An 11,807-nucleotide genomic window follows, 5' to 3' on the forward strand; every position below is an offset into this window, starting at 1 on the left:
AAAATAAAAATGAAAAAAGGATTAAATTGCTTAGGTTATCTAAGCAACTAATCCTTTGTAGAGACGTCTATTACGATATACATGATATGGAGGGCTTTCAGATGAAAAAAACTACTATTGCATTATTAGCGCTAATGTTGTCTGCCAGTATATTTTCAGTTAATCACATTCATGCAGAAGCAGCAAATCAGCCATTCGTAATAGAGGGAAAAGTGGTTCAGGGACGCACTTTAGTTCCAGTACGCTATGTTGCTGCAGGGTTAGGGGCTGAGGTTAATTGGAACCAACAGTCCAAAACGGTAACCATTCTTAACGGAAAAACCGAGGTTATGCTCAAAATTAATTCAAATAAAGTGATGCAGAATGGTACTGAAATCACGATTGATGTTCCTGCTCAAATAACCAAAGGGGTTACATACGTCCCCATTCGCTTTATTTCACAGACCTTAGGCGGCACCATTAGTTGGGATGCCGAACGTAGATCAGCAGACGTTTCTTTAGGCGACAAACAAGTTAGAATTACTACAGAGTCTACTTTTAACTTGTCTACGATCCCGCAAGAACATATTAATACGCTGATCCAAAAAGCGAACGAAGCGACTAATCTATCTTCCTATTCACAAATAAGAGCCCATTTTAAATCCAATTTTACTGGGACATTCATTAATAAAATCATCAAACAAAATGGACTAGAGTTCAACGTTCCATTCACAGGTACAGCATACAGTCATTCCGAAGGAAAGGAAGGATATATTAATCAATATGAATCCCCCTTAAATGCTGGAGGTATGATTGTCGAGCGAAAAATCATCCTTAAACAAATTCAAAATACATGGATGGTCGACGATATTATTTTCTCAAGCTCGGCACCTTAAACAAGTATAAAACCAACGATTTTGTTTAATAAAATATTTCATTGCGTTCCATTACTCTTCGATCTGCTTTATAATCTTGGCGGGATTTCCACCTACAACTACGCTATCTGGCACATCCTTTGTAACGACAGCACCGGAAGCAACAACGACATTATTGCCGATGTTCACGCCAGGGTTTATAACGGCTCTCCCGCCTATCCATACATTATGGCCAATCGTTACCGGTTTTCCGTATTCAACGCCAGATATTCTCTCCTTTGCATTCAAGGGGTGAGTTGCTGTGTAGATGTGTACTCCTGGTGCAAGAAAACAATTGTCGCCAATCCGAATGTCGCAAACGTCCAATAGTACACTATCAAAATTAGCATAAAAGTTTTCTCCAACATGAATGTTGTAGCCGTAATCACAACGGAAAGTGGGCTCGACATATAGAGTTTTGCCTGTGGACCCGAACAATTCCTTAAGCAGCTCCGTTCTTTTATTATCCTCTGTCTCCAAGGTTTGATTGAATAACCTCGTTAGTCTGCGAGCGTTCATTCTATCCGCAACCAGCACAGCATCGGCTGCATTATAAAGCTCACCATTCAGCATTTTCTCTTTTTCTGTCTTCATTTGGTACCACTCCTGTTTGTTGTTTCAAATTTAAGCAGAAATACGGTTTGTCTGATCACTACATTCGTTTATTTTCTTGTTCCTGAAATCATGAGGCCTAAAGCAAGTTTCTGTAATCCATACAAATAATCTTGTTTCCAGTCGCTCACAGTAAGCTCCGGCAAATGTTCTTTAGGAATATAGGCTGCGCTTCTTAATGTTATTTGGTCGGTTATTTGCTTATTTATTTCATCATTGGAAAAAATAATCGTGTGCGGGTTTATTGTAGCTGTAAATGAGGCTACCAACCGACTAATCGCATCAATCTTTTTCTCATCATGAACCAATGCAGTTTCTGTTCCATCCTCGTTATTTAGGGCTTGTACAAAATTTCGGTCATCATACTGAGGAACGAAGGATATTTCTCCTGAGAAAAACGTACTGCCTCGCACGACATCACCATTTATCATAATGCCGGCACCAGGACCATTTTGACCCAAATACAAGTAAACCAAGGAACCCTTGTCTTTATTGTTTCGGTTGTCGTAGTACCCAAGGACAGCCGCATTCATATCATTCTCTACAACGACAGGTATGGATAAACGCTCCTCAAAATATCCTTTTAAATCAAAATCATGAAACTGCTCATAGCTTGGGATGAAAATAATTCGGCCATTATTGACTGAACCCGGCACACCTATAGCTACAGAGCTGATTTTGGGATGCTTTTCTATAATGCTTTCAAGTAAATGAGATAAGCTCAAAGCATCATCCATTAGCACACTTGAAGTACTGCCTTGTTCCTTCTCTTCACCTAAACAATTAAAAATGGTATAATTTGTTTCCGTTTTCTCTAAAAATATAGCCAAACCGAGCATGAACTCGGGATTGTATGCGTATCTGTTTGCTCTTCTACCGCCACTTGAATGGTCGAGACCAACTAAAATGAGTTCACCGTCCTTTTCCATTTGCGTGAGAAACTTACTAATGGTAGGGAAGCTTACTCCTAGCTTTTGACTTAGCTCAACCTTCGTCGCACTCCCATGCTCCAGAAGAGCCGCTCGAATGCTGCGTAAAATAACTTTTTTCCATTCTTTTGGAGTTGCAAATAGCTCATTTATGATGATCACCACCTCTAAGCGCAATACTTATTAAATTTATTTAATAAGTTACACCGATAATATCAGAATATCGTCTTGGATAAAAGTAATCTTCAGGAAAAAATAAGAGATGCTTAAAAAAGTTTTCATGTTTATTCTATAGAATAACACGTAAAGCAATTGTTCTGGTAATTACCGCACAGAGACAAGAAAGGATGTTTTGATGTATCAAGGAAAGCAGCGAAAAATGATTATTTTACTGTTGGTTTTATATACCATATTAATCTTCTATTTCTTATATGTCGGATTCAACAGAGCTGCTTCTATTCATGACAGCGGCTTGCGATATAATCTAATACCCGAGAAGATTCATTTATTCCTCCCTATGCAGAGAGAGTTTTCATTTTCGCTTTTTGAGTTCGGCAACTTTGTAGCATTTATACCTTTTGGAATTATGATCCCGCTTCTGTTTCGTTATCGTTTTCTGGGTTTTATACTGCTATTTATTGTATCGATTACCATACTTGAGACGCTGCAGATGTTTTCCCGTTTAGGCTCCTTTGATATCAACGATATTATTATTAATACGTTAGGTGCTGCAGTAGGCTACTGCGCACAAAGGTTTGTTCGACATGAGCGTGATACATTCAAAGGCTTCTGCAAAATAATAATAACAGCATTTGTACTTGCGATTGGTGTCATCGGCAGTATTGGAGGCATTAATAATTATCTAGATAAAGCAAGCAGCGAGGTTATCGCTTTAGATAAACTGCCATTAAAGGCTGGAACTGTTCTTTGGGATAAAAGTCTCTCCAGCTTTCCCGCAGCCCAAGAGAACGTTGAGCCGAAACTAAATATGTACAGCCGAAACAATACACGAACAAATGAGTTTACCTATCTTTTAGACGGCAAATATCACATGATAGCAGGTAATCTCGCGATATCAAAAACCTTAACTCAAAGTGCCGGCAATGGAAATATCGATCTCATTTTTAGCGCAGACGGAACCGTAATCCATTCATTTGGATGGAGTTTCGATGGACAGGAAGAGCTTCCTTCCGAGTTTTTTCAAATCCCCTTAAATGGAGCAAAGGAACTTACTATAAAATTTGTTAATCATACATCCGATCGAGATGTCCTGCTGTGGGACATTGCACTTCATAAAGTAAATACCGGACAAAAAATAATAAATGGGATCAAACAAAAACTAAAAACATTATTTTAAATGGAAAAAGCCGAATTTCTTAGCTTGCAAAGAAATCGGCTTTTTGTAATGTCACTTCATTTTTCAATCTGCAGCTCCGTGCTGAAGCACAAACTCATCCAGCTTTGCACCTTCCACGTCATAGGCTTGATAAGTTAAATTGTCGCCGTTTACCGTAATCCCTGCGAACATTTGCTTCTCATTCTGAAAATGAACCTTATGATAAAACTTATCTTCCTTTTTCTCATTGAATTTTTGCCCTGCTGTATTGGTTACCACATATACAGTGCCCGCTCGGTTTTGCACCGCTTGATCACCGTCGCCTGTGATTTGACCATCACGAAGCGGATAGGATCTGGAGTACTCATGATTATGACCCTGCAGCACCAAATCAACCTCAAATTCGTCAAATAGCGCTGTCCAATCCTTCACCTTCTTGTTCGTATTGCCTCCATAAGGCCCTTGATGCAGAGCAACGATTTTCCATGGCTTATCCGTGCTCTCCAAATCTTTTTTCAGCCAGCTTGTTTGCTCCTTTATATTCGATTCCGAATTTAAAATAACAAAATGAACAGAACCATAATCAAACGAGTATGTCGTTCCCGCATTCGATCCCTTCGCCCCACTCGCAGGTAAGTTGAAATGAGAAACAAATCGCTTGGCATCTCCATCCACTTCATCATGGTTCCCCGTAACTGGCATAAATGGAACCTGTATTACCCACTTGCCTGCTTTTGCGAAAAGCTCGGTCCAGGCTTGCTCATCGGTGGGCTCTTCTGTCAGATCACCATTATGAACGATAAAGGCAGAGGATGGGAAAACGTTAAACGCCTGATCCAGCGTATTTCCCCACAGCTCAAAATCCTGCTCCGTCACGCCTTGCGAATCCGTTATGTTTATGAAAGTAAAAGCATCGCTTGCTTCAGCCTCCGTCCTAAATTGTGCAGCATTACTCCATGCCTCTTTTTCTCCGCTGCCTACTCGGTACGTGTATGTGGTTCCCGGCTTAAGGCCGGTTGCTTCTCCTTTATGAACACCCCGTAAAGTATCCTCACCTATGTCAATCGATGATGACGTACCCTTAAAGGTCATTACAAGAGCCTCTTCCCAATCGCTAGGGGCGGCTCCTTCAATGATCTGAACAATTGAATCGGAGTGTGCTTTCGTACTATGCCAAGTGAAGGCGCGGCTAGTTTTTGGATCGCCCTTGAACGTAGTCACAATCGCGGCTGGCTTCACCGACTTATTGGCCTTTAACCATTCCATGCCAATGGCTCCAACAACTAATAAGGCGCAGCATATGAGCAGTATCATCATGTCTTTTCGGATTTTTATCCTAGTCACACTCCTTCTTCTCTATCTAATTTTAATTATATCTTAACAAAAAGCTGTTGCACGGCGCATTCAGCAATCTTTCAGCCAGCCTTAAGTTAAGAATAAGTAAAGGCCCGTAGAATAACATTTGTAAGCAGCGAGGGGCGCTGAACATGAAATGAGGTGTGAGATGAACAAAAACCTAAACTATCGCCATGAATTGAAATTTTTCATTAACTATCATCAATACTTTATTATTCGCCAGCGGCTAAAGGATCTGTTGGAACAAGACAAACATGTCGGTCCGTCAGGCGAGTACCATATTAGAAGCTTATATTTTGATGATATAAACAACAAAGCTTTGCATGAGAAGCTTGGCGGCATTCGCGATCGGGTCAAATATCGTATCCGCATATACAATGGCCAAGACCATGTCATTCATTTTGAGAAAAAAATTAAATTCAAGGACTACATCGCAAAGGTGAAGGAACCGCTAACGAGGGAAATGTACGACAAGCTTATGGATGGCGAATACGACGTCCTTAGAGGGCCGGACAAGCCACTTTTGAACGAAATTCACAATGAAATGAAGCATCATTTGCTGCGTCCGAAGGTCATCGTCGATTATGTCCGTGAGCCATATGTTTACGCTAACGGCAACGTACGCATTACGTTCGATAAGGAGCTGCGCACCGGGCTTCATGCCGTTAATATTTTTGATGAAAAGGTGGAGCCCGTACGCGCACTCGACAATGATTTAATCATTCTTGAGGTGAAATATGACGAATACATTCCAGCCTTTATCCGAATCGCTTTGCAGCTGGAAGGACTAAACCGGCAATCCGCATCAAAATATGTCATCTGCCGAAAACATTTGAAGTTCAACACATGGGAGGATTATTAAAATGGAAACCAAAACAACTGCCGCGGCTGCAACGGAGACGACAACAAATTTTGCCGATCTTTTAAAAAATTCAGTACTGGATAACTTTGCTTCTGATATTAGCCTTTCGAAAATATTGATTACACTGGGCGTCGCTTTTTTACTTGGCTTCTTCATTTACTTGCTTTATAAACGAATATTTAGCGGTGTGCTTTATTCAAAAAGCTTTAACGTTTCGCTGATCGGCATGACCATGATTACAGCAGTTGTCATTATCGCGATTAACTCCAATCTCGTGCTGTCGCTCGGTATGGTTGGCGCTTTATCCATCGTCCGTTTTCGTACTCCAATTAAAGATCCAACCGATTTAATTTTCTTATTCTGGGCTGCCGTTGCAGGTATCGTTACAGGCGCGGGCTTCTTTACACTAGCGGTAATTGGTTCGGTTGTGGTTGGTCTTATTCTATTCTTCTTCGTTAAGGGCGGATCGGTGGAAACCCCTTACCTGCTTGTTGTTAACTGCGACAGCGATGCTACCGAGCAGCTTGTTCACAAGCAAGTCGGCACGCTCGTTAAGCGTTATAACGTGAAGCAAAAAACAGTAACGCAGGGCAATATTGAAATGACGCTGGAAATTCGCCTTCGCGACGAAACCGGACGTTTCGTTAACCAACTGACGGAGCTGGCTGGCGTGCGTAACGCCGTACTTATTAGCTATAGCGGGGACTATGTATCCTAATTATCGGGAGGTGTTTTCATGAAAGCGAAAGCGCGTGTAATCTTATTATGCTTTTGCTCCATTCTCCTGGTTACTTTACTCGCTGGATGTGCCGCAGGTGGTACATCCTTCAGTCTCAGCAGCTCTGGTGCGGCAACGGGTACAGATGAGAAATCAGCGGATGAGCAAAAGCTAGATGAAACGGTTTTTCCTAAAGATAAAATCGTAGATGTAAAAATTACGATCGACGAGGACGCGTTCCAAAATATGCTGGACAACGCCAGCGCGGAGGAATATAAAGAAGCCTGGGTCGAATATAACGGTCAGAAGTTCGAAAACGTAGCCATTCGAACGAAGGGCAATCTCAGCTTGAACAGTGTCGTAAGAATGACCGAATCCGATCGGTACAGCTTTAAAATTTCATTCGATGAGTATGTTAATCAAACCTTGCAAGGAATAAGCAAAATTAATTTAAATAACAACTACAGCGATGCCTCTTATATGCGAGAGTTTCTATCGTATGAGCTTGCTGAGCAAATGGGACTTCCAACCCCAAAATATTCTTATGTCAATGTTTACGTCAATGGCGAGCTTTGGGGCTTTTATTTGGCTGTCGAGCAGATTGGCGATGCCTATCTTGAACGTAATTTCGGCAATGCATATGGCGCGCTTTACAAAGCAAACGGCGGCACCGGCAGTGAGCTCAACTGGTTAGAAACGATCGATTCCTATACGGGCCTCGATTTGAAGTCCGACAAAACAAATGATGATATTTTGCTCGATATGCTGGATGAACTGAACAATGGCGCAAGTTACGAGAGTGTGCTGGACGTTGATGAAGCGCTTAAGTTCATCGCCTTAAACGCAGTAGTCGGCAACTTTGACAGCTACCTCTCTGAGAAAAAACATAATTATTATTTGTATGAGGATGATGGTATTTTCAGCATTTTGCCATGGGATTACAATATGTCCTTTGGCGGTTTCGGCGGCTCCAGTGTGCTCATTGATGAGCCAACTACCGGCGCGATAGCTGATAGGCCGCTTATTGACAAGCTGCTTAAAGTGGATGCCTATAAAGATAAATATCACGAAATCGTTACAAGCATGTTAGAAGGATATTTGGCAACCGATACGTTTCAGGCAAGGGTCGATGTAATTAAAGCTATGATCTCAGATTATGTAAAGGCAGACCTTTCCTCCTTCTACACGTATGAGCAATATGAGAAAGGTGTTGCTCAGGTTGTTTCCTTTAACTCGCAGCAAACCAGCACCATTGCACAGCAGCTCGCCGGTACCATTCCTGCAGCAGGCGACGGATCTGGCAGCGGCGGCGGGATGGGTGGTGGCATGGGCGGAGGTGGCGGTTTCGGCGGCAATCGGCCAAACGGGCAGCAGGGTAACACTCAGGGCAACACCGGAAACAGCAATGCTGCTGTTAATGCAGGAGCTGGGCAGCAAAATGCCGGCATTACAGTGAACAAAGAGCTGAGTCCGCAAGGTGCTCTGGCAGATGGCGTCGTTCAGCAAGTAGTTGATAACACTACCTCCCCTACTACACAGAACACTCAAGGCAATGCAGATGCTGCTGCTCCTGAAGGGCAGCTCCCTCAGGGCAATACAGACGCTGTTGCTCCTGACGGGCAGCTACCTCAGGGCAATGCAGATGCTGCTGCTCCTGAAGGGCAGCTACCTCAGGGCAATGCAGGTACTGCTGCTCCTGAAGGGCAGCTACCTCAGGGCAATGCAGGTACTGCTGCTCCTGATGGTCAAGTCCCTCAGGGCGATGTGGGCATGGCGCCACCAGATGGTCAAATGCCTAATCAGCAAGGCGGCATGCAAGGCGGGTTTGGCGGCCAAAGACCAAACGATATGGGTGGCGGCATGGGCGGAGGCTTCGGCGGCCCTGGCACGCAGCAAACTCAGGCACAAGGCAGTCCTAAAGAAGCCGCGACGGCTGGGATCGCCATCGTGATCCTGCTTCTCTCCTGTGCATTCATCGTCTTCTATAAACGTAAACGACTATAAGCATTCTAGTTCAAAAAAAAGATCGCGAACCCTTTGCCACAGTGGCATTCGGGCAGCGATCTTTTTCAATCCATAAGAAATACCTTTTCGCCTACTTCAATGTCTCCTGTCTTTTTTACAGAAGCATACACCCCGAAGTTTAAATTCATCTCTGTGTTAATTTTTTTCAATAAGGAAGCATCACGTGCTAGCGAATCTGGATCAAGCGTAACCATGGAGCAGCGATCACAATATTTATCCACTTGCAATTCAGCACCGCCTACCGTTATTCGTCTGCCTATCCACTCTTTTTCTCCAAAAGCGCCTTCCTCTACTGTAATGAGTATATTTGCTCTAAAGCGCCGCGCGTCCAGCTGTTTTCCCCATATCGCTTCGAGCTTTTGCAAGCTCTTATCGGTGATGATGAGGATACTGCCTTCATCCACCGCTTTAAGGTCAGGACTTTGTGCCTGATAACTGCGCATCCGCATCTTCTTCTTGGAGTACTTCTGCATTTCAGCTAACAGCTCCTCGTCCCAGTTGAAGGTCTGACCCTCTGGAGAAGTTATTTCTACTACGGGATGCTCTGCGCTCGTGCGTTCATCAACCAGCTTCGTTTTGTATGCCAGCATCGCCGGAATTTCTCTTGCAGTAAAGAAGCTATCCCAGCCTTCTTTTGTTTCATCATAAAAAGCATAACAACGGTCGCCCATTAATCCGTATCTATCGATTTTACAGGCATCCAGTTCCTCTCCTGCAAATGACTTAATCGGGTACCTGCTTATGCCACTAATTTCACCAATCAACGTTAATGTCAATCCAACAACCTCCATACATCCGTTTTCTTCCATTCACAAATATCTTTGATTATAGTATAAACACAAAAGACGCGCGATAAGCCAAGTCCACCTTTCGATACAGAAAGGGTTTTCGCTTATCACGCGTCATGTCGTTTCACATGATTGGTTCAAACGCAATGTAATACGATTAGAAAAAGAGGTGTATTAAATCCTCCATGCTCCAATGCTGAAGCTGATTAGGGAATCCCTTTGGAGCAGTAGTACAAGCCGCCAGCTTATAACTTCGGTTCAGTTCATATTGTTTGAAAAAATAAGCTTCCGTTCTCGGAGTTAAAGCGATGGAGCTATCCTCGCCAATATGTATAGAGAAGGAATCCAGCGGTATGGACAACCCTTTACCTTTTGCTTTTATGTAACTTTCCTTCAGCGTCCACAGCTCATAGAAATAAGCGGTTCGCTCCTCCCCTCTCAAACAAAACAAACGTTCATATTCCATTTTCGAAAAATATGATTTTGCTATACTTTCATCTATTTCACATATTTGTTCCACATCAATGCCTACCGGGGAAGAGCTTATAAATAAGGCAACCCAATCTCCAGCATGCGAAATATTAAAGTGAAAATCTTCGCAGCCGATAAGTGACGGCTTACCATATGAATTGCAAGTAAACTGAATTGCTTGATTGGATAGGTCTAGGTTTCGCACAATTGCAGCACGTACAAGCACTTCACCAAATAACGTCCGATAAACATCACATTGCTGTCGCAATCGACTTATTTTTAAACGCTTCTCTTCTGATACGAGACTTAACAATTGCCGGTAGTCATTCGACGTGATGTTTTGAGGTGTTTTCAAAACCATGATCTCAGCCTGCACGATATGCTGCTCCTTTCCCCCTCAACTATTCCTAAAAGCACTCGTCTGAATCTATCATAAACTCGAATTTCCATAACGCGCCATCACTTCATGAATAGCTTTTGCTCCAAAACGAATAGCCTCAACAGGCACACGCTCATCTGCAGCATGGATCAACTCCGAGAAATTCATGTCCTCTGGGAGCGTCATAGGCAAAAAACCATACGTTTGAATACCTAATGTTGAAAAATGTCTCGCATCTGTTCCACCCGGCAGCAGCATCGGAATGGGCACTGCAGCTTCATCCGCTTTCTTCAGCACATCTGACAGCAATTCAAACATTCCCATTTCCGGGATTTCTGGACAAGGGTCATGACGAATCACCTCTAACGTTATTTGATGTTGTATGGCATGATCGTACAGCTCGGCAATGAACTGCTCTGGAGTAAAACCGGGCAGCAGCCTCCCATCCATCTCCACGATGATTTCACTGGGATGCACATTGATTTTTTCGCCACCATGCACAACCGTAGCACTTATTGTGTTGCGAAGCAGCGGCTGAAACAGCTTTCCCTTGTCACCCATTATCCTCAGCATGAGATTGCTCAGGCGTGGCCGAAGCAGCCCTTTCAATAATAACCTCGGCAATAGAGGCAATGCCGATGCCATGGATTGAATCATATACGACGCTGCGGGCGTGACATGAATCGGCAGCTTGACCTTATTTAACGCTCCCAGCATATAGGCAAGCTGCGCCATGCTTCCTTCATTTTGGCGAAGAGAACCATGTCCGCCTCCTCCTCTAACCGTAGCTCTAAGGAAACAAATTTGTTTCTCTGCCACCATAATCGGATAAAATTTTTGGCCGCTTACTTGAAAGGAGAAGCCCCCAAACTCTCCAATCGCATAGTTCACGCCCGCAAAGAGATAAGAATGATGTTTAACTAAGTAAGAGGCTCCTAAATCCCCACCTGCTTCTTCATCACTTACAATAGCCAAAATCATATCGCCATGTAATGCTGTTTTCTCTGCGTGGGCTTTTAGAAAGGCGGCAAGCATCATCGCTACACCGCCTTTCATATCTAGGCTTCCTCTCCCCCATACGTAACCATCGATAATCTCACCCCCGAATGGATCGCGGCTCCATACTTGCTTCTCTACACCTACAACGTCAACATGCCCGTACATGAGAAAAGGAGGTGCATCTCCGCACCCCTTTAATCGTGCAATTAAATTAGGTCTATGCTCTTCTCGAGCAATAATGATCGTATCGCTGATTCCCGATTCAAGAAGAAGATCACGAATAAAATAAATACAATCTCGCTCATTGCCTGGCGGATTCGTTGTATTAAACCGTATTAATTGCTGCAATAGATATTGAGGTGACTCATATATTGGCCCGTCCAAGCTGCTAATCATCGTAAAGTCCTCCTTGGCATGGTTGACTTCCCTTTTACATCCT

Annotated in this window: 11 protein-coding genes; 5 read left to right on the forward strand and 6 right to left on the reverse strand. The window is 43.2% G+C overall.

The features are described from left to right. Nucleotides 1–101 precede the first annotated feature (101 nt). Nucleotides 102–875, forward strand: coding sequence for a copper amine oxidase N-terminal domain-containing protein (locus AC1DOV_RS20450; RefSeq protein ID WP_441876044.1), 774 nt, complete (start codon nt 102–104; stop codon nt 873–875). 51 nt (nt 876–926) lie between these two features. Here the strand turns inward: AC1DOV_RS20450 and AC1DOV_RS20455 are convergent, their stop codons facing one another. Both AC1DOV_RS20455 and AC1DOV_RS20460 read right to left on the reverse strand, forming a co-directional pair. Then, a complete protein-coding gene (locus tag AC1DOV_RS20455; RefSeq protein WP_477550915.1) occupies nt 927–1,487 on the reverse strand; it encodes a maltose acetyltransferase domain-containing protein in 561 nt (186 codons plus the stop codon). Nucleotides 1,488–1,555: 68 nt separating this feature from the next. Beyond that, nucleotides 1,556–2,587 (reverse strand): ROK family transcriptional regulator, encoded by a 1,032-nt coding sequence (locus AC1DOV_RS20460; protein WP_477550934.1) that lies wholly within the window; start codon nt 2,585–2,587, stop codon nt 1,556–1,558. A gap of 226 nt (nt 2,588–2,813) precedes the next feature. Here AC1DOV_RS20460 and AC1DOV_RS20465 point away from each other — a divergent pair, with 226 nt between their 5' ends. Then, entirely contained in the window at nt 2,814–3,791 is a 978-nt protein-coding gene (locus AC1DOV_RS20465; protein WP_477550935.1) for a VanZ family protein, read from the forward strand. Between the two features lie 63 nt (nt 3,792–3,854). Here AC1DOV_RS20465 and AC1DOV_RS20470 read toward each other — a convergent pair whose 3' ends face one another. Further along, entirely contained in the window at nt 3,855–5,036 is a 1,182-nt protein-coding gene (locus tag AC1DOV_RS20470; RefSeq protein WP_477550916.1) for a purple acid phosphatase family protein, read from the reverse strand. A gap of 238 nt (nt 5,037–5,274) precedes the next feature. On the opposite strand from AC1DOV_RS20470, the gene AC1DOV_RS20475 reads away from it, so the two are divergent. The 3 genes from AC1DOV_RS20475 to AC1DOV_RS20485 are packed head-to-tail and all read left to right on the forward strand — an operon-like array spanning nt 5,275 to nt 8,710. Next, complete coding sequence (locus tag AC1DOV_RS20475; RefSeq protein WP_477550917.1) at nt 5,275–5,988, forward strand: polyphosphate polymerase domain-containing protein; 714 nt, start codon at nt 5,275–5,277, stop codon at nt 5,986–5,988. 1 nt (nt 5,989) lies between these two features. Further along, entirely contained in the window at nt 5,990–6,706 is a 717-nt protein-coding gene (locus AC1DOV_RS20480) for a DUF4956 domain-containing protein (protein WP_477550918.1), read from the forward strand. A gap of 18 nt (nt 6,707–6,724) precedes the next feature. Further along, nucleotides 6,725–8,710 carry a CotH kinase family protein gene (locus AC1DOV_RS20485; RefSeq protein ID WP_477550919.1) on the forward strand — a complete coding sequence of 662 codons (1,986 nt, stop codon included), beginning with the start codon at nt 6,725–6,727 and terminating at the stop codon, nt 8,708–8,710. A gap of 65 nt (nt 8,711–8,775) precedes the next feature. On the opposite strand, the gene AC1DOV_RS20490 is transcribed toward AC1DOV_RS20485, so the two are convergent. The 3 genes from AC1DOV_RS20490 to AC1DOV_RS20500 form a co-directional block, all read right to left on the reverse strand. After that, complete coding sequence (locus tag AC1DOV_RS20490; protein WP_477550920.1) at nt 8,776–9,507, reverse strand: MOSC domain-containing protein; 732 nt, start codon at nt 9,505–9,507, stop codon at nt 8,776–8,778. Between the two features lie 169 nt (nt 9,508–9,676). Continuing rightward, nucleotides 9,677–10,366 carry a 4'-phosphopantetheinyl transferase family protein gene (locus AC1DOV_RS20495; RefSeq protein WP_477550921.1) on the reverse strand — a complete coding sequence of 230 codons (690 nt, stop codon included), beginning with the start codon at nt 10,364–10,366 and terminating at the stop codon, nt 9,677–9,679. A gap of 54 nt (nt 10,367–10,420) precedes the next feature. Beyond that, on the reverse strand, nt 10,421–11,764 hold the full coding sequence (locus tag AC1DOV_RS20500; RefSeq protein WP_477550922.1) for a M20/M25/M40 family metallo-hydrolase: 1,344 nt from the start codon (nt 11,762–11,764) through the stop codon (nt 10,421–10,423). Nucleotides 11,765–11,807: the final 43 nt, after the last annotated feature.

The sequence above is a fragment of the Paenibacillus sp. 01T47 genome (genome assembly GCF_056398245.1).